The following is a 19,933-nucleotide window of genomic DNA, read 5'->3' as shown; positions in this document are numbered from 1 at the left end:
TACCTGCGCCGGCGGCGGAAAGGTCCGGCCCGGTGGCGGAGCCGTCCCGATCCATCCAATCCCGTCTTCGATGAAGCGAGCTTACGATTGAACGAAAAGGAGCGCAAGAATACAATGTTTGCAACCGATGCGTACATGGAAAATCCGGCGCCGGGGAAAGCCCCCGGCGCCGGATCTTCATCCATCGTCCATTGATCCCGCTCCCGATGCGCCTCATACAGATCCTGGAAAAGAATCATCGTACAGAGGAACAGAGTCAGACAGAGGAAGCATGATCTTGCTTCCTCTGTCTGACTCTGTTCCTCTGTACCCTGAAGGTGTTGTTTTTTCGGATCCAGTATCAGTCCAGCCGGGCCAGGTAACGCAGGGCCTTGATGCCCGGCATGAAGAAGTACGCGCCGCCCACCGTGGTCACGAAGCGGGGTACGCCGTTCACCCGGTGCCGCACCGGGCAGCGCTGCTCGGTGATGCTGGTGATCTGCTCGGGCGGAGTCTGCGGGTCGTCGGGGTCCGCGTGCGGACCCACCAGCGGGTCCGCGTCGCGGTACAGGCCGTCGAACTTGAGGCTGTTCACCCACGTGCTCTGCACGAACTCGAACTGCCGGCCCAGGTCCGTGTTGAAGCAGATGAAGTGCAGCCCGCGCCCCTTGTCCTCGCCCGTGGAGGCGACGATCTCGGACGGGTCGAACGAGGGCACCAGCGGGTCGCCGTAGGCGCGGCCCCGGCGCAGCAGGCGGTGGCGGTCGGCCACCTTCAGCGAATCGGCCGGGCCGGGCTGCATGCCGTCGCGCGGGTTGGTGCGCCGGATGTGCGAGCCCAGCGGGCACTTGTCACCGTGCAGGTCGTCCCACTTGCCGGAGTACATGAAGTCGTTGGCGGTCTTCAGGTCGAACACGGCCGGCTCCGTGTCCGGGTGCTCCACCAGCGGCGCGCCGTTGGGCCAGCGGCCCACCACCTTGGCGCCCAGCTTCTTGCGCCGCTCGGCGTCGTGCTGCGCCTTGCCGTCCAGGTACTGCCAGAAGCCGCGCACGTGCTGCTCGTACTGGCGGAACACCACGTAGCTGCCGTTGCGCCCCAGGTCGCGCCGGTTGCGCTGGCTGGGCACCGTGTCGGGGTCGTGCGGGCGCTTCGGCAGCAGGGCGCGGGCACCCGGCGTGTCGCTTACCGTGGGCGTGTCGGGCACCTCGTCGTAGGCGTCCTGGTAGCCCAGCAGCACCTCGCCCGCGGGGATCTGCGGCTCGGTGGGCGACGGCGCCTCGCCGTCGTCGGGTGGGCGGAAGCCGGCCACGCGCGGCTGCGCGATGCCGTCGTGAAAGCCGAAGTGCTCCTTGTCGTCCGCCAGCATGATGCTGCCCAGCGGCTCGCCCAGCAGCACGCCGTGCCGCGCCGCGCGCGCGCGCTCGCCGTTCACCAGCGCCTCGAGCCGCTCCGGCGTGTCGGCGAAGATGAAGAGCATGCCGTGCACGGGGTCGTTCTCCGGATATCCCCACCGCCAGTTCTTCGGCGCCGAGTCACCGTCGTCGCCCATCACCCGCTGCTTGTACGCCGAGGTCATCCCGTCGCGGAAGTCGGGCGAGAAGGTGTTCAGGTCCTCGTCGCGCATTCCCAGCTGCCTGAAGCCGGAGAACGCCAGCGCCAGGTTCATGGCGCGGCCCTCCCCCTTCACCGTGGCGCTGCGCGTGGTGGCGGTGGTCACGGTGTCGGCCATCTCGCCCACCCACGCCCGGCCGGCGGCCGCGTCTTCGGGAAGGTACACGCGCACGTAGTCGGCGTGCTTGAGCGCGTTGAAGCTGCGCGCCACCAGCCCCTGCACGTCCTCCAGCTCCACCCGGTGCGCGGGTGCCGGGGCGGGCTTCGTCGCGGGGGCCAGCGCCGCGCCGGTGTTGTCGACGTTGCTGGACCCGCCAAAGCGGCGCAGCCAGGTGGACGCCTCGTCCGCCGTCATGCCGTCGTACAGCCCCAGACGGATCTTGCTGTTGTTGTTGATGTTGTCCACCGACAGCCAGCGGTAGGCGCTGTACCACACCTGCGTGGGGATCTGGCTGTCGCGCGAGTACGTCTTGAACTTCTGCTCCTGCGACGCCCCGTCCTGCACCAGGTTCTTCGTCCGCGGAAAGCCTACGCAGTTGCTCCACACGCCCGTCAGGCCGCTGGCCGACTTGTCGATGAAGTCGCCCAGGTAGTTCTCCCAGCTGCCGTCGAAGTTGCTGAAGAACTCCAGCCGGCGCCCGTTGTCCACGATGACCCAGCGGGCAAAGTGGATGGAGGGGATCCCGGCCAGCGTGCCCGTGTTGCTGAAGTATCTGGCCGAAAAGTTGATGAACCACAGCACCGCCCGCAGCACCAGCCCCCTGAACCACAGCGGCTCCTTGATGTAGATGACGGAGCTCATCTGGTTCTGGACGATGCGGTCCTCCGCCGACACCAGGTCGTCGATGTCCTTGTTGAGGATGATGACGGGGTCCGTCTTTTCCAGGTGCCGCAGGAACAGGTAGGCGGCCAGCACCACCGCGAGCGTTACCCCCAGGACCCTTCCGAACGTCTGGAGCAGCGGCGCACCGGCTGCCGCGCTCAGCGCCAGCGACACCACGCCCAGCAGCGCGAGGATCGCCACGCCCGCCGCCGGCAGCAGGTAGCTGGGGTTGAAGAGCGGGGTGGGGAACGGCCCCGGCTTCTGCCGGGCCCAGGCGAAGTCCGGGTTCGAGAACACCCAGTCGCGAATGCGCTCGCGGATCTTGAGCGGGTCGGTGCCAAAGCCGGGCTTGCCGGCGTTCTCGTCCAGGTACGCCTCGATGGCCCGGTGCAGCCTGTCCTCACGGTGGATCTGGTCCACCGACCGGTTCATGGTGCCGGTGTAGAAGGTGTTGGACTCCAGGTGGTAGCGCGTGAAGTAGTCGTGCACCGCGCGCGGGTCGGAGATCCCGGGCCACCCCTCGCAGTGGCTGAACACCTGGTTCAGCCCGTCGCCCGCCACGCGCAGCAGCTCGTCCACGTGCGCCTCGCGCGGGCCGTCGTAGTCGGTGGCGAACAGCAGCTTGGCGGGAATGCGCGGCCCGTGCGCCTGCGGCTCGCCCCTGTCCGGCGGCGGCGGATACGTGGGGATCGGCGCGGCGGGAGACGGCGACTCCGGGTGCAGCAGGAACCGCGCGAAGTGCACCGTGGTGAGCTTCGCGAACGGGATGATGCAGTTGACCTCGAAGTCGTAGCCGTCCTCGGGGTTGGCGATCCTGCCCAGCAGCGCGTTCAGCGCGTCGTAGTGCCCGGCCTTGATGGGCACCATCACCAGCAGGGACGCCTGGGACGTGTGGCCGTCGGTCTGCGCCGACTCCGTCTCCTGCGCGGGGGTGCGGCGGCGCGCGGCGGCCACCTGCGCGCGGCGCGCCAGCCGGTCGGAGACGACGGGGAAGGGCGCGGGGATGCGTTCCGCCTCTTCCGGCGCCCGGACGATGGCGGGCACCTGCACGGCGTCTGCCGGGGTGTCCTGGGTGGCGGCGGCCGGCCGCGGATCGTCCGGGCCGGGCAGCGCGTCCGGGGCTCCCACCAGGGCGTGCACCTGCACGGCGTCCGCGGGCGGAACGGTGGTGGCGGCCGGCTGCTGCAAATCGTCCGCGTGGGGCGGGGTGGGGGTGTCGCTCATGAAAGCTCCTGCGTGGCGACGGAAGATGCCGGCGGGTCGAAAGCGGGGAGACGGCGAGCCGGCGGGAAATCCGGTCCATCGGGAGCGTTTGGGGATGCTCCGCCGAAACTGGGCCGGTTGGGGATGCAGATTTTTTTGCAAGATCGGTTCCGCTGCCGCGCTGCCGGAGGCGATTCCCCAAGCCGTTGCGGTGGAGCAACCTGGGCGAAGCCGCATGCCGGCCGGGCGCCGGAGCGCCGCCCCGGCTGGGGCATGCGTGTCCCGGAAAGCGCGGCGGCCAGGGGGCAGCCGGGACGGGGGGAGCGGGATCATCCCCACGCGATTTCAGAAATATTGTCGCGTCGCGGGGGCGCGGTTATCATGGGACCGCCGTGCGCGGTCTTCCCCGCGCCGGCTCCCCGATCGTCCCCTCCCCGTCCGTCCCCAGCCGCCCCCGAGAGAAAGGCAGGCCCCGTGAGCACCCTGGCCCCGGCCGCACCCGCCACCGCGCCCCTGCGCCCCGCGCCGCAGCCCCCGTCGCCCAACTCGCAGGGCGGCATGGGCCTCCGCGTCAAGCGCTGGATCTTCTACACGCTCACCGGCCGCACGGTGCTGCGCGCCGTCTTTGCGGTGCTGCGCCGCCACGCGCCGCTGCTCAAGGCGGGATCGCGCGTCGTCGTCAGCCGGCACGCCGACGTGGTGGAGGTGCTGAGCCGCGACGAGGACTTCACCATCAGCCAGGTGAACGGGCCCTCCATCGACCGCATCAACGGCCCCTTCATCCTGGCGATGGACCGCGGGCCGGAGTACGACCGCGACCACGCCGCCCTGCGCGCCTGCGCCCGCCGCGAAGACGCCGAGCGCATCCGGCAGCTGGCGCGCGACGCCAGCGCCCGCGCCGTGGACGCCGCGCGGCCGCAGCGCCGCATCGAGGCCGTGCAGCGGCTTACGCGCGAGGTGCCGTCCGAGATGGTGGCGACGTACTTCGGCTTTCCCGGCCCGGACCGGCCCACGCAGCAGCGCTGGCTGCGCAACCTGTTCCAGGACGCGTTCGCCAACCCGCTGGACGACCCGTTCGTGCGCCAGGCCGCCATCCAGACGGCCGCCGAGGTAAAGGCGTGGGCGCTGCCCGAGATCGCCCGCCGCCGCGCCGCCGGCACCGCGGGCGACGACGACGTGATGGGGCGGATGATCGCGCTGCGGCCGGCCCACCCGTACGCGGACGACGACTGGGTGCGGCGCAACATCGCGGGGCTGGTGGTGGGCGCGGTAGACACCATCTCGCGCTTCAGCATCCTGGCCGTGGACGAGCTGCTGCGCCGCCCGCGGGAGCTGGAGGGCGCCCGGGCCGCCGCGCTGGCGGGCGACCTGGACCGGGTGCGGCAGTACGCGTGGGAGGCGGTGCGCTTCAACCCGCACACGCCGCTGATGGCGCGCCGCTGCTCCGTCGACGCCACCGTGGCCGCCGGCACGCCCCGCGCAAGGCAGGTCGCGGCGGGGGCGTCGATGGCCATCGGCACGCTTTCCGCCATGTTCGACCCCGACGGCTTTCCGGATCCCAAGCGCTTCCGCATCGACCGCGACGTGCGCTCGTACCTGCACTTTGGCTGGGGGATGCACCAGTGCTTCGGGCTGGGCATCAACATGGTGGTGATCCCCGAGATCCTGGCCGCGCTGCTGCGGTTGCCCGGCCTGCGCCGCGCCCCCGGCGGTGCCGGCAAGGTCGTCCTCGACGGTCCCTTCCCCGATCGCCTGGTGCTGGAGTTCGACTGAGCGGATTCCGGTGGGTGGAAGTGGATCGAAAAACGGAGCCCCGGACGGCGTGATGCCTTCCGGGGCTTCCGCGTCTTGCGCAACACCGGCCGATGTCCCAGCATTGGGCACTTCGTTCACCTTCATTCGCTGAAAGGAAGCGCCGCAATGCCTCTGGGCTTCGAGGAGCGATACACCGACGTGCTGCAGAACATCGAGTTCGCCATCGTGGACACGGACCGCCGTCTTCGCGGGGCGCTGGACTACCACGTGGATGCCGCGCTGGAAGCCGCCGTCGCACATTACGCCGCCGAGCAGCAGGGGCGGGCTCCACGCGAGGTCACGCTCGAGGGCCCCCGCCGCGAGATGTACGAGGCGGTGCGGAACGTGTGCGAGTGGCGGCTGGGGCGCGCGCAACTTCCCGACGGGCCGGGACTGCCCGAGCCGAAGACGGTCGAGGAGATGGTGATGTGCCTGAAGCGGGTGAGGAAGTCCGTTAAGCGCTGGACCAAACATGCGGGACGCCGCGGCTACCTCGATTTCGTGTCCCAATACGTCGGCTAGGCCGCTCCGTGCCTCGTCCGGAGGCGCGCATTTCGGTGGATGGAACACGCGAGCCCCGGAAGGCGCGATGCCTTCCGGGGCTCCTTTCATCCAGATGCTTCTGAGGCATTTCGTCACGGGCTCATCATTGTGGAAGGCCGAGGAGGTTGACCGGGTTGGCTTGTCCGGGGTTCGCGACTTCCGCTCTCAGCCACGTCAGGTAAGGACCTTCCTTCTCCGCGAGGAGCTGTGCCACCCGGGGTTTGTCAATCGCAAGGAGCTGGCGAGCAGCATCTGGATTGATCCACTCGACCGCCTCGACACACCGGTCGTACACGGCCAAGTCCATGCGGCGCAGAATCGGCTCGTGATGAAACACCCGGTTCCGCAGTTCCTTGATCTCGGTAAACCGCACGTGAATGTGGTTCCGGTTGCGCTCCGCCGGCGGGCAATTGGGAAACATGGACTTCTCCATCAGCGGCCAGATGCGGAACGACGGGTTGCGCCAGTCGTCGTAGGCACCATCGAGTAGTTTGGTCCAGAAGCCGAAGCGTAGTTCCGCGACGAGGTGTCCGGGGGTCATGCGGGTGCGTTTCGATGGATCCTTCTCACGCCGCCGCTGCTCTCGCTCAAAGTCGATGATCGCGAACTCGACTTTCTCCCTTTCCTTGTCCAGCAAGAGGGAAGGGGTTGCGTCGAGCCAACAACCAAGACGTGTCGTCCGCCCGGCGAGGGGAACCGCCTCGCCGATCCCGAAGAACAGATGGTTCCGGAGCACCACCTCGGCGGCATGAAGAACCGGGTAGAGCGAACGTGCCAGTTCCAGGTTCCAGAGGTACCGCGCAATTGCGGGAAGCCACTCCCCTTTGTCCTTGCGTTCCCGAAGCCGGCGAAGCCGATCCACTGAAACCGCTTGCCGCATGGATGCTTCGAGTGGAGACCAGGGGGAGCTGTCTCCTTCTCGAACCGCCGGCTGCTTTGCCAAAACGGACCTGTTTCGAAACGGTATGCATGGAGGGGCTTGTCTGCGGCCCCGGCTTGGCCGCATATTATGTGTGTGCGCCTCGGCCTACGCCACTCCGGTGGTGCCGCTGAGGACCCAGATGCAGCGCCGGTGTGGAACCCAGTTCCACACCGGCGCTTGTCTTTGTCCTGAAGACCCCACACAGCGAGGTCCGGTAAGCGAGGAGGAGCCCGGCTAAGGCTTGTGTCCGGCTTTAGGCTTGCGTATATTATGAGCGTGCGCCTCGGCCCACGCCACTTCGGTGGTGCCGCCGGGGACCCAGATGCAGCGCCGGTGTGGAACCCAGTTCCACACCGGCGCTTGTCTTTGCACGTGGCACCCGCGCTCAAAATTACGAGTTGCGGGGCGCCAAAGCGTCATCTGCCATCGTGTCAGCGGCTCGGGGCCAGACTCGCACAGGCTTCTTATCGCCGCCGGTGATGGGTGAGGTGCGCGGAACGGCTGTACGAGCGCTCAATGGCGAAACAGCGAAAGGCGAGCGCTCTCAAGCTTCCGGGAGCGCTCGCCTTTCGAACCTGCGACGTCGTAGAAGCGGAGCCGAGAGGGCAGCCGCGGCGCGGACCTACCGGCCTCTCGGACCGCGCTTGGGGGGCTCGGGGGGCCAGATGCGTAGCGGCTTGGTGTCGCCGCCCATCATCGGCAGGTGCTGCGGGGCGTCGTCCACCCGCGGCTCGGCGGCGGTCTCGGTGGCCGCCTCCCCAGCCGCCATGGAGGCCAGCTCCCCATCGACCCCAGTGGGGATGATCTCCGCCTCGGCGGCGGTCACCGGCTCATCCGCAGCCGTGGCGACCGGCACCGCAGCCACGAAGGACACGGGCTCGCCAGCGGCGGCGGCGGATACCGGACGCCCAGTGGCACCGGCGACCGGCTGCACGATGGTGACGGGCTCCGCGCGGACGGCGGAGATCACGCGCAGCATGGCTTCCGCGGCCTCGCCCTGCTGCGCGTGGCCGGCGCGGATCACCTCGTGGCTGGCGTGGATCGCCTCGATCAGCGGGGCAAGGGCCGCGCGGATCACGTCGGGCAGGTCGTCCGCCAGCCGGACCGGCTCCGGCGGGGGCGGCGGCTCGCGCGAAGCCGACGCAGCCGCGGCTTCGCCCATCGCCTGCAGGCCGCCCGCGATGTCGGCCAGCTGCGCCACCACGCGCCCGCCGACGTCGGCATCGTCGCCACCCATCGCCTTGTTGCGCAGGAAGTCGCGCTTGATCTGCTCCCACCGGGCGGCCTCGTCCGGGGTGAGCACGCCGCGCAGCTCCCTGAGCTTCAGCAGGTTCTCTTCCGCGCCCGTGGTCAGCAGCTGCGCCTCGCCCAGGTAGTGGTCCGAGATCAGCTGCTGCAGCTCGGCGTCGTTCATCACCGGCGAAATCTTTTCCGCCAGCTTGTTCATGTTGCGGTAGCTGCCCTGCAGCCGGAACGCGGGCTCCGTGCGGTACCGGTCCGCCTGCGCCGCGCTGGCGATGTACTGCTGGTTCACGCGATACACCACGTCGCGCACCTGCATGATGCGCCGCAGCGTGCCGACGATCTCGTTGATCTCCGCCGCGCCGTACGCGTGGCTCAGCCCGTTCGTCGAAACGTCCAGCCCCTTCGCCCGGTCGGCGAACAGGTACAGGTCCGCCAGGTCGCGCGTGGCCAGCGGCGCCAGCACCGGGTTGCTGGTCAGGCTGTTCTCCACGTAGCTCAGCGTGAACGACTCCTCCATCCCCCCAAGCACGTCGCCCAGGTTGTAGATGTCGGCGCGGTTGGCCAGCATGTCGGGGATGCGAAAGACCTCGCCCGACTCGGTGTACGGGTTGCCCGCCATCACCACGCAGAACTTCTTGCCGCGCAGGTCATACGTCTTCGTCCCCCCGCGCCACACGCCCTCGATGCGCCGCGTGCCGTCGCAGAGCGAGATGAACTTCTGCAGGAACTCGGGGTGCGTGTGCTGGATGTCGTCCACGTACAGCATCACGTTGTTCCCCATCTCCAGCGCCAGCCCCAGCTTCTCCAGCTCCTGCCGCGAGGTGGCGTCGGGCGCCTGCGCGGGATCCAGCGAGCGCACCTCGTGCCCCAGCGCGGGGCCGTTCACCTTGACGAAGACCAGCCCCAGGCGGTGCGCCACGTACTCCATCAGCGTGGTCTTTCCGTACCCCGGGGGCGAGATCATCATCAGCAGCCCCATCAGGTCGCTGCGCTTGCCCTCGCCCACCGTGCCGATCTGCTTGGCCAGGTTGTCGCCGATGATGGGCAGGTAGATGTCGTTGATCAGCCGGTTGCGCACGAACGACGTCAGCGGCCGGGCGCGCAGCTCCGACAGGCGCAGCGCGTCGCGCTCGCGCGTGGCGATGGCGTGGCGGATCTCCTGGTAGCGGCGGTAGCCGGGGAGGAACTGCTCGCGGTGGGTCCGGACGCGCGCCAGGAAGTCGTCCACCGCCAGCGTCAGCCGGCCGCCCTCGATGCGCGGATGCTCGCCCAGCAGCCCCTGCACCGCGTCCATCAGCGCGGCGTCGTTCGGCCGGCGGGCCAGCGTGTCGCGGGTAAGGATGAGCGCCGCCGCCTCGGGGACGAAGCGGGCCAGCGGCGCGAACGACGCATCCGTGCACAGCGCCTGCAGCCAGTGCACCACGTGCACGTACCGCGCGGAGAGCCGGTCGCCCAGCTGCTGCAGCGTGCGGTCGAACGCGGCGCGGTGACTGGCCTTCTCCAGCCGCGCCAGCAGCGCGTCCACCAGCTCACGGGCGGCGCGCGAGACGACCAGCCCCTCCTGCCCGCCCGCCAGCTCGTCGAACAGGTAGGCGGCGGCGCTGGCGGCGACTCCGGCGGGGAAGGGCAGGGTGGCGGCTTCCGCGAACCGCCCCAGCCGCTCCGCCATCTCCGCCCGCAGCGTGTCCGCCGCGGAGCGCGAGCCGAAGAGCCCGTGCATGGCCGTGGCGCTGTCGACGCGCGACCGCCACTCCGCCACGTCCTCGTCCCCCTGCGCGGCGGCCCAGAACAGCGCCGCCAGGGCGCGGGGCTCCGGCGCGTGCACCAGCGTGCCCGCGGACGCCAGCTGCGCCAGGCAGGCGCGCAGGATCAGCGTGGCGTCGTGGTCGTGAATGCCGCGCTGGTAGCCGTCGCGGTAGCGGGGCGCGGCGAAATCGACCACGGTCTTCGCCAGCGCCTCGCCCTCCGCCGCCTGCGTCCGCAGCAGCTCCATCGACAGGCCCTCGGCGTTCGCTTCGGCCGCGGCCAGGACCTCGCCCGCCAGGTACTCGCCGCGGTAGAGCGTGGGGGATTCCGACTCCAGCGACACCTGCCAGTACTCGCGGAGCGCCGCCAGCTCGTCGCTGTGGATGGGCTCCATGAAGTCGGTGCCGGTCAGGTGCACCGCCAGCTCGTCCCCGCGGGGCAGGATGGTAAGGTCCAGCGGCTGCGTGCTGACGCTGAAGCGGTGGCGCCCCAGCCGGATGACGTTGCCGCCGTCCTCGAACAGGTCGGTGCGGTCGCGCAGGGCGCGCACGGCCTGGTCGCGGGCGCCCTTGACGCGCGCCTCGATGTCGTCGGCCTTTACCGGGTCGCGGTACGCCCGCAGCCGCTCGGCCAGCTCGCGCACCTTCAAAATCAGCGGGTCGCCGGCGAAGAACGCGTTCAGCTCGTCCGCCGTGGCGAACTTCTCCGTGCGCCGCCCCAGGCCGTCCAGGATGCGGTTGGCCGCCTGCAGCACCGACTGCGCCTTGCGCTGCAGGTCGTCCAGCAGCGCCTGCTTGTGCGTGTCGAACGTCTCCAGCAGCTCCTCGCGCTTGGCGAGGATGTCGCCCAGGAACTGCTCGTGCTCGCCGAACTGGCTCTCGATCTCCTCCAGCTGCACCATCAGCCGGGACAGCTGCTCGTCCGCCTTTTCCGGATCCGTGGCCAGCCCCAGCGCGCTGGCCACGCCCTGGCCAAAGAGGGCGAACTGCGCCCCGAACTGCGCCACCGCCTCGGCCGAGCCCAGCGTCTTGCGGCGCTGGGCGGCGCGGGCGCGCGCCTGGTTCAGGCCCGCGTACAGGGTGCTGATCACCTCCACCACGCGCGTGCGCTGCACCGCGTCGTCCACCTTGAGGGTGGACATCAGCTCCGACAGCATGTCCAGGTCGGCGGACATGGCCTCCAGCGCCGCCACCGCCTGGCCGATCCCCTTGGCCGTCTCGGCCTGCTGCGCCTGCGCGTCCAGCGTTGCCAGGCGCTCGGCGAAGGGGGCCAGCGCCTTGTCGCCCGCGAGGAAGTCGCCGGTGGCCGCGCCCACGCGCTCGTGCGCGGCCTGCAGTTCGGCGCCCATGGCGTCGATGGCCGCGGTGTCGATGTAGCGCAGGTCGCGGATGGTGAGCAGGCGGCCGCGCTGGCGGGTGACGTCGTTCAGCGCGTCCACGAACTCCTGGATCTGCTTCCAGTCCTCCGGAACCAGCCGGCCCAGCAGCGCCGCGTGGTCCGCGCGCGCCTGCGCCATCGCCGCCTCGGACTGGCGGCGGATGCTTTCCACCTTTTCGAACTCGTCCAGCACCGACTCGCCCGTGGCGGCGATCTCGCGCAGCACGCCGGCCGCGCCGCGGCTGTCGGCGGCATCCAGCCAGTGGTGGGCGTCGAACAGGCGGCGGGTGTTGCGCGTCAGCAGCTGGTAGCGCCGCGCGGAGACCTCGGGGCTCTCGATCTCCCGCGCCAGCTCGAACAGGCTGGAGATCCCCCGCACCAGCTCGGCGTTCCCCAGCCGGCCCATGAAGGTGGCGCCCGGCGGGCGGCTGGCCGCGAACTCGTCCGAGACGAACGGCGTCTGCCAGATCTGCATGGGATGGATGCGCGTGGGCGCATCGCCCTCCGCGTTGAACAGCACCATCCGCCCGTCACGCAGCACCGCGTGGCCGTGGCCAAAGAGCGGGTTCTGCAGCTTGCGCTGGATGAGGTTGTAGACGAACAGCGCCGACCGCCCCGCCTCGTGCTCGTAGAAGACGTACATCACGTCTTCCCCGTTCGGCGAGCGGACGGCGCGCTGAAAGCGCATGCCGTCCATCCGCGCGTCGAACGCCTTGTGCTCGCCGTTCTGCAGGTAGTAGCCGCCCGGAAAGATGATCCCGTGGTCCTCGGGGAGCTGCACGCACGCCTGCACGATGGCGTCGATGCGCGCCACCCTGCCGGTGATGGTGTTGAAGACGAACCCGCGCCACGCCGTTTCGCGGTAGGGCAGCACCTTCAGCAGGATCAGCGATCCCACGCGGGCAAAGTCGAAGGCCGCGTCGTCCAGCGACTGCGTCTTCTCGTCCACCGGCTCGCTATGGATCCCCTCGCCCGACTCGGTGTTGTTCTCGACCTTGATGGTCAGGTCGCCGCCCGTGGTCTCCACGAACAGCGTGTCGAGGACGTTCAGGTGGGGAAAGCGGCCGTTGACCATCTGCTCGCGCCCCGCCCGCGTCCACTCGAAGTCGAACGGGGGAGGGAAGGCCAGGTCGCGGTCGCCGCGGGCGTCCAGGTAGGTGGCGCCGCCCTGGGGAGAGAGCGCCCAGCGGAACACGCGCACGTCCGTGCTGCGCTCGCCGATCTGGAACGCCGCCAGCAGCTTGCCGCCCGCCACGTCCAGCTGCAGCAGCCGCGCGTTCTTGTAGTAGGCGTACAACTCGTCGAAGTCGCGGACGAACGCCGCGTCGCGCAGAAAGCTGTCGGGCGCGTCCGCGCTCTCCACGTCGTAGCCGTCGGGCCCCTCCACCAGGCGATAGAGGCTGAACACGTCCTGTACGCGGACGGTGGTCTTGAGCCCCATGAAGACGTTGTAGCCAAACAGCAGCAGGCCGCCGACGGGAACGATGTCGCGGCCGATGCAGTTGTTCTCCGTCTGGATGCGCAGGCGCCCCACGACCTCCAGCTTGCTGTCCCCGAACTCGGCCAGCCGCTGCTCGTTGAGCGCGCCGGCGATCTCGCGCAGGCGGGCGCCCTGCTCGCTCAGGCGGCGGCGCAGGACCTCGTACGCTCCGCCCTGCGCGACCGCCGTGTCGACGGACGAATCGGCTTCGGCCGCCGGCACGGCGGGGGACTGCTCGGTCATATAGGGGACAGGGATAGGGGACAGGTTACAGGTTACAGGTTACAGGTTACAGCGGACAGGAAAACCCGAGGAAAAACCTGTCATTCTGAGGGAGCGCCTACCCCGGATTTGCGGAACAGCCGCGGAGCCCGTGGCGCGACCGAAGAATCTCCCGCCCCTCGCGCGGAGCCCTTTCCCGGGCATCGCCCGGGAACCCCGTGTGACGGAAAGATCCTGCCGCCCAGATAAAGATTCTTCGGTCGGCGCCACGCTCTCGGGCAAACCGAGAGCACTGCGCGGCGCCTCCCCGGAATGACAGTTTTGTCGGATCGGGTTACAGCCCGCGCCGCGGACGATGTCGTTGCAGGCTGTAACCTGTCCCCTGTCCCCTGTAACCTGTCGTCTTTACGCGACCGGCTCCGCCTTCGGCGCCACCTGCTCGAACACCTCGGGCGTAATCGGCACGCTCAGGCGCTCGCGCGGCTCCGGGCGCGACACGCCCAGGAAGCGCTCCATCAGGTCCTGCACGATGGGGCTCTTGCCCGCGAAGCCCTCGATGGACTTGCCCAGGGTGAGCGACTTGGACAGCATCTCGAACATCCCGCCGTCGCCGCCCACCAGGTCGATGTTGGCGTTGCCCAGCGCCGACGCCAGGACCTCGGCATTCTCCCTGCTCACGTCCTTGCCCGCGGCGATGGCGGCCAGCGCCTGCTCCAGCTGGGCCTGCAGCGTCATGCGGAACTCCTCGTGGGCGCGGGCACGGTCGGTTAGCGCGTCGATGGCCCCAAACTTCCTGGTCAGGCCCTCGGCCTCGGCCGTGAGCTTGCGGGCCGTGACGTTGGCCTCGGCCGTGCCCACGGACTCAACCGACGTCGCGCGGGCCTGGCCCATCCGGGCCTCGCCCTCCGCCTCGGCGCCCAGCTTCTTGGCCGTGACGTTGGCCTCGGCCACGCCCACGGACTCCACGGACGCCGCGCGGGCCTGGCCCAGCTTGGCCTCGCCCTCCGCTTCGGCGCCCATCTTCTCCGCCAGCACGCGGGCCTCGGCGCTCCCCTGCTTGTAGACGGCCTCGGCCTTGACCTCGATCACCCGCGCCTCGGCGATGCCCACCTTTTCCAGGGCCGCCGCGTCCGCCTCGCGAACGGCCACCTCGGCCAGTCCGGGCGCGGCCATCTCCACCCGGCTCGCCTCGGCCAGCACACGCTTCGCGTCGGCGTCGTGGGTCGCGGCCTCCAGCCGGGCCTGCGCCATGGTCGCCAGCTCCGCGGCCTTGTGCCTGGACGCCGTCTCCGAGGCCTGCGCCATGGTGGCCAGCTCCACGGCCTTGTGGCGGGACGCGGCCTCGGCGGCCTCGGCCTCCTTCACGGCGCGCACCATCTCCTCCTGCGCCGCCGCCTCGGCCACCAGCACCCGGGCCTGCTTGTCGCGCTCGGCCTCGGAGATCACGCGCACCTCCTTGATGCGCTCCTCCTCCACCGCGACCGTCTTGTCGATGGCGATGCGCTCGCGGGTGATGTTGGCCACGTCCTTCTTGCCCACCTCCACCACCTTGTCGCGCTCCACCCCCTGCAGCTGCACCTCGCGGTCGGTGGTCACCTGCTCCAGCTGGCGGGCGCGCGCCACCCGCTCCACCTCGATGGCGACGGCGCGCTGGCGGTTCTGCTCGGCCACCTCCACCTCGCGCTGCACGTTGTGCTCGCGAATCTGGATCTTCTCGTCGCTCTCCAGCCGTGCCTGCTCGGCGATCAGGCGCTGCTCCTCGCGCACCTTGGTCGTCTCGGCCGCCTCGCGGGCCTGGATGGTCTCGATCTCACGCTTCTGGCGCGCCTCGGCCTCGGCCTGCTGGCGCTCCAAGGCCAGCGTGGCCTCGCGGGCCTCCACGTTCTTCTTGGTGATGGCGAGCTTTTCGTTCTGCTCCAGCTCGTTGGTCACCACGTTCTGCGCGGCCGTGCGCTCGGTGATCTTCCGGATGCCCTCGGCGTCCAGGATGTTGTTGTGGTCCAGCAGGTGCTTGGGCGTCTGCTCCAGAAAGTCGATGGCGACGTCCTCGAGCACGTACCCGTTCAGGTCGTTGCCGATGACCTTGACGATCTCGTCGCGGAACTCCTGGCGCTTCTCGAAGAGCTCGGTGAACTCGAACTTCTTGCCCACCGTCTTGAGCGCCTCCGAGAACTTGGCGTTGAACAGCTCGTCCACCGCCTCGCGGTCCGACGCGCGGTTGGCGCCGATGGCCTTGGCCACGCGCAGCACGTCCGCCTGCGTCTCGTTCACGCGCAGGTAAAAGGCGACGGTGATGTCGGCCCGCATGTTGTCGCGGCAGATCAGCCCTTCCTTGCCGCGCCGGTCCACCTGCAGCGTGATCAGGCTTACCCGCATCAGCTCGGCCTTGTACAGCACCGGGATGATCAGGCTGCCGGTAAAGCGCACCTTGGGCGTGGCGCTCAGGTCGTTGATGATGAGCGCCGTGCCCTGTTCCACCTTCACGTAGAAGGCGCTGAACAGGCCAAAGATGCCCAGCAGCATCACCAGCAGGACGACCGCACCGATCACGAACGGCATGGCAAGGGACATCGGTACCTCTCTTGGGGGTGGATGGAATTACCGGCCGAGGAACTTGGGTTCGGATACCACGAGGTAGGCGTTCTCCCCTTCGAGGTACTCGATGAGCACGACCCGGTCGCCGCGGGCCAGCGCGCCGGGGTCGCCGTGGCGAACCTGCAGGATGAGCCCGGCGCCGCCGTCGTCCACGGCCGCCCGGCCGGCGTCCGCGGTCAGCGTGGGGGTTACGATCACGCCCGCCTTGCCCAGCAGCGAGGCGTCGGTGGCGGGGCGCAGCTTCACCATCATCCGGCTTACCGGGCGCAGCGCGAGCGACGTGACGGCCAGGGCGGGAACCAGCATCCCCACCAGCGTGCCGACGCCGGCGGGGGTGCGCGCGTCTTCCGGCATGTGCCGCAGCACCAGCAGGTGCACGAAGTACGTCCCCACCCAGGCCGCGAAGCTCAGGGTGGTGAGCACCACCATCAGCGGCACGCCCGGCAGCCCCAGCCGCGAAAGCATCGCCGCCGCGGCACCCGCGTCGCCCGCATCCCCTTCGCCGCCCATCATCGCGTCCACGGCGTCGCCATCCGCCAGCCCCGTGGCCGCGAGCAGCCAGTAGACGGCGCACACGGCCAGCAGCACGCTGTACGCGACGGTGGGAAAGGTGAGTGCGGTCTGCAGGAAGTCGTTCACGGGCGATCTCGATCCGTTCTCGCTGCGGAGGCGGCGGTCCGGCCCGTTGCGGCGTGCAACGCGGCGGCCTCCTCAACTTCAACGGATGAAAGACGTTCGGGGTTTCGGACGGGGAAGGCCGAGCCGTTCAGTGGCCCGGCCGCGAGGCGTGTGGAGAAGCACCCGGGCGGTTGGGCTCACCGCACCGCGAAGCGGCGAAGTGCGGGCAGCCAGATGGTCCGTCCAGATGCGCGTATGTGTAGCAATGCCTTTAATCTAACCCAATTTCTCCCATTGCTCCAGTGCTCGGTGGCAGTTCGCGTCCGCCAGAGCGCCAGGGAGAAAATGGCCGGATGAACGGCTCCATGCGGGAACGGCTGCGGAGCCGAAGGATCAGATGTTTTGAAGATACCTGTCCAATCCCGAATGCGTCAATACGTGGGAGCGGGAAGTTGCTGGATGGGGAATGTGCCAGGATGCCAGAAGCAAGCGGGGGCGCCGCGATCTCTCTGTCGCGGCGCCCACGCTTGCGCTCCATCCATTGGAGTTTCGCTGCCCTCACACCGTGTTTCGAACCGGCGTCGCGGAGCTGGTGAGAGCGCGGCGAAGCTCCTGCGGCGGTTCAGTCCTGCTCGCGGGTGCGGATGTGCTCGCAGACGATCTGGAAGACGTCCTCCTGGTTGTCGCGCCCGTTGTTCATGTGTCCGGCGAACATGTTGGGCATGTCGCGCACCATGCGCTCGCCGAGCCACGCCTGGTGCCGCAGCGTCACCCACTCGAAGGTGTCGCAGCGGTAGACGCGCTCGTAGTAGAGCGCGTTGTACTTGACGTCCGGGTGCCTGGGCCACTCCTGCTCGCCTTCGAACAGGGCGCGAAGCCACACGCGCTGCCCGCCTCCCTCCGCCGGCACGATGGTGGAGGTATCCATGTACACGTTGTCGTACTGGATCAGCATCCACTTGCCCGCATCCATCGACTGCGCCGCTGCGCGAGAGGGGACGATGGCGCAGAGCGCGGCGGCGAGCGCGGCCGGAAGGAGGCGGCGGATGGTCATCATGGCAATGCGATGATGGCGGGGATGTTGAACGGACGGGGGAGGGGCCTGCGCGGCTCAATGTACACGTGGCGAAGCACGGGCAGAAGGGCGCCGACAGACGCGTGGCATCCCGGTTCCGGCAACAGATTATTCTCACGCAGAGGGAGCAGAGTCTGTGTGAGACGGCTGCGCAACTCTGCTTCGCTGACTTCCAGGCATTTTTCTGTGACGTTCAGCCGACCCACGTGTACCGGATCACTCCGCCGGTTCACGGAGCGCGGCCGCTGGAATGGTCGCCGTACGATGCTTATGATCAAGCGTGGTGGGATCTGGATGATGTTGCTCGGCGTGAGTCCTTCGCCATCCATGGTGAGGGCGGCTTTCCAGGGCTTCCCGTGCCGCGTGATTCTGGTGGAGACTGCAGTCTGAGGAACGAACGGGGCGCGGTGCTGCGTGCCATTCCTGAACCTGCGTCCAGCAACTGAGACGGTGATACGGATGAGCTTACGTATAGTCGGCGCTCTCGTGGCTGCATTCTGCGCCACCGCACCCCTCAGCGGCCAGGGAAGCGAGACGGCAGCGGCTGCCCGGCATCGGAACGACTGCCGGCTCGCTGCCCAGGTGCTCCAGACGGGTAATCCGGCCGGGAGGCACGATTGGGCGCTGGGACAGATCTCCATGCGGGTCGGAGCGATGCTGGTGCTGGCCAGGTATGTCGATCCTGCCAGCGCACTGTGGCTGAGTGACCTTGTGCCCCCCGATTCGATCCGCCGGATTCCATTGCTTGCGGCGACGACCACCGCGTACGCCCAGCTGACCGGTCCGGAACCGCTGCCGGGTCCGATCGGGACATCAGTCCTGGAGGTTCTGGAGGCAATTGCCAGCGCCCGCACCACGGAGCCGCGTGAGGTCTGGTATGCCGCCGCCGTCCTGGCCCGCAGGGTCCGAGAAGACATTGAGATCGGACGGGGCTACCCTCGACGGTTTTCTCCTTGTTCTCCTCGTTTTTGCTCTTGTAGGTCTCCGCGATGATACCGTCCACAACGCGCTGGATCTCGGCGGAGACAGTCTTGCCAAACGGCTCCCAATGCAAGTGAACGCGCATGGAGGCCACCTCGGCGAATGGAGGTTCGCGAAATGGGCTTGGCGAGGCCGACGCAACGCCGCGGGAAGGGACGTGGTGGGATGCAGATTGAGAAACGGACTCCCAGACTGCCGGACATCGATCTTCAGCCAGGTGCCTGGCTGCCGTCTCAGCCTTCGGCGTTCTCGATCGGTCCGAGGTCCGGCGAGGCCGGAGCGTGAACGAGGAAGGCTGGCTGGGCCTCACTCGGCACGATCACCCGCCGCTCCAGCGCCCACCGCAGGAGGGCGGTACTGCTTGAAGGCGGCAGCCCCTGGCTCCACGCGCCGAGGACCTCGGCCACGGGCAGAGGGCGGTCGAGGGCCCGCAGCAGCGGTGTCACCTCGATGCCGCCGACGAACGTGGTCGGCGAGGTGAGCGCAGGGGCGCTCACCGCCGTGACGGGAATCACGAAATCACCGCGGACTGCGGCGGCAGGCGTGAAGCAGACCCCGCTTCCCAGCGCCACCCGGGTGGACAGCGTGATGGGCGCGGGCTCCCCACCCGGGAGCCGGGCCTCCGCCGGCCTCCGCGCCCGCGCCGTCCAGAAGGCGCCCGGGCGCGTCCGCGCCGCCTCGGCGTAAAAGCGCGCCGCCGCCTCCGAGTGCACGCGCACCGACGCAATCCCTCGACGCCGGTAGAAGCGCACCGCCAATGCCGCGTGCTCCGGCCGCGCCATCATGGTGTGCAGCACCGTGGCCGCGTGGAGCGCCGACCCGATCGCCGCCGCCACCCCCTGCGACGAGAGCGGGTCGATGCTGAACGCCGACTCGCCCACGCTGATCCGGTCGCGCGTCACGAGCGTGGCCGCTAACCCCGGCGTGGCATCGCAGGCGTGCACCCCGGTGACCCGCGTGCCGCGCGTGCAGGGGGCCAGCAGGCTGGACGCCTCCAGGAGGCGGTGGTAGTAGCGCGCGCGGCCGCCCGCCCGCCGGAGCTCGTCCCGGTACGTCGCCGCGTCGACGAAGACGGCGGCGTTCACCTCGCCGCCGGGAAGCGGCGCCGCCCAGTACCATGCGTCGTCGCCCGCCTCCACCCGCGTCTCCGGGCCGTCCAGGGGAACGTCGCGCCAGTAGGCGAACAGTGCCACCGTCCGCGCGGCGGTCCGCCGCCGCCGGGCGCCGAACAGCCCGGGACGCCCGCTGGCGTCCGCCAGGAACCGGGAGACGATCGTCGTCTCCCCCTCCGCGCCTCGGACGCGGGTAGACCATCCGCCCTCCGCGCGCCGCTCCACCGCCACGGCGCGCGCCGGCTGCACCACCACCGTCCCCGCCTGCGCCGCAGCGTCCAGCAGCAGCGCATCGAAGCGTCCCCGGTCCACCTGGAAGCCCGCCCCCCCGGACTCCCCACGCCGCGCCTCCTCCTCCCCCCAGCGCACGATGGCGCCGGAGGGCCGAAGGAAACCGGCGCCTTCGACGGCGGCGCGCACCCCCAGCACCTCCAGCAGCGGCACCATGCTCCCCGTCAGCGACTCGCCGATGTGCCGCCGGGGGAACACGTCGCGCTCGACCACGGCCGTGGCGTGGCCCAGGGCCTGGAGGCGGCGGGCGAGCGCGGCGCCGGCGGGGCCGCCGCCCACCACGCACACCTCCACCCGGACCTCGCGCGCCGCCATG

9 protein-coding genes are annotated in these 19,933 nt (G+C 69.5%); 2 read left to right on the top strand and 7 right to left on the bottom strand.

All coding sequences use genetic code 11. From position 1 onward, the window contains the following. Positions 1–340 precede the first annotated feature (340 nt). Positions 341–3,637, bottom strand: coding sequence for a hypothetical protein (locus tag VGC13_RS24280; RefSeq protein WP_331127895.1), 3,297 nt, complete (start codon positions 3,635–3,637; stop codon positions 341–343). A gap of 453 nt (positions 3,638–4,090) precedes the next feature. Between VGC13_RS24280 and VGC13_RS24275 the strand changes: the two genes are divergently transcribed. Further along, on the top strand, positions 4,091–5,389 hold the full coding sequence (locus tag VGC13_RS24275) for a cytochrome P450 (protein WP_331127894.1): 1,299 nt from the start codon (positions 4,091–4,093) through the stop codon (positions 5,387–5,389). 147 nt (positions 5,390–5,536) lie between these two features. Continuing rightward, positions 5,537–5,932 (top strand): hypothetical protein, encoded by a 396-nt coding sequence (locus VGC13_RS24270; RefSeq protein WP_331127893.1) that lies wholly within the window; start codon positions 5,537–5,539, stop codon positions 5,930–5,932. 124 nt (positions 5,933–6,056) lie between these two features. On the opposite strand, the gene VGC13_RS24265 is transcribed toward VGC13_RS24270, so the two are convergent. The 6 genes from VGC13_RS24265 to qhpG all read right to left on the bottom strand — a co-directional run bounded on the left by VGC13_RS24265 (position 6,057) and on the right by qhpG (position 19,932). Next, complete coding sequence (locus VGC13_RS24265) at positions 6,057–6,833, bottom strand: hypothetical protein (protein ID WP_331127892.1); 777 nt, start codon at positions 6,831–6,833, stop codon at positions 6,057–6,059. A gap of 664 nt (positions 6,834–7,497) precedes the next feature. After that, positions 7,498–12,966 (bottom strand): DNA repair ATPase, encoded by a 5,469-nt coding sequence (locus VGC13_RS24260; protein WP_331127891.1) that lies wholly within the window; start codon positions 12,964–12,966, stop codon positions 7,498–7,500. Positions 12,967–13,350: 384 nt separating this feature from the next. Further along, a complete protein-coding gene (locus VGC13_RS24255; RefSeq protein WP_331127890.1) occupies positions 13,351–15,516 on the bottom strand; it encodes a hypothetical protein in 2,166 nt (721 codons plus the stop codon). Between the two features lie 27 nt (positions 15,517–15,543). Continuing rightward, on the bottom strand, positions 15,544–16,179 hold the full coding sequence (locus tag VGC13_RS24250; RefSeq protein ID WP_331127889.1) for a hypothetical protein: 636 nt from the start codon (positions 16,177–16,179) through the stop codon (positions 15,544–15,546). Positions 16,180–16,780: 601 nt separating this feature from the next. Then, positions 16,781–17,212 carry a hypothetical protein gene (locus VGC13_RS24245; protein WP_331127888.1) on the bottom strand — a complete coding sequence of 144 codons (432 nt, stop codon included), beginning with the start codon at positions 17,210–17,212 and terminating at the stop codon, positions 16,781–16,783. A 1,235-nt stretch (positions 17,213–18,447) separates the two neighbouring features. Then, entirely contained in the window at positions 18,448–19,932 is a 1,485-nt protein-coding gene (qhpG, locus tag VGC13_RS24240) for a flavin-dependent monooxygenase QhpG (protein ID WP_331127887.1), read from the bottom strand. Position 19,933: the final 1 nt, after the last annotated feature.

This window comes from Longimicrobium sp., assembly GCF_036399255.1.
Taxonomy (GTDB): Bacteria; Gemmatimonadota; Gemmatimonadetes; order Longimicrobiales; family Longimicrobiaceae; genus Longimicrobium.
This window is presented reverse-complemented; position numbering and strand designations above follow the sequence as displayed.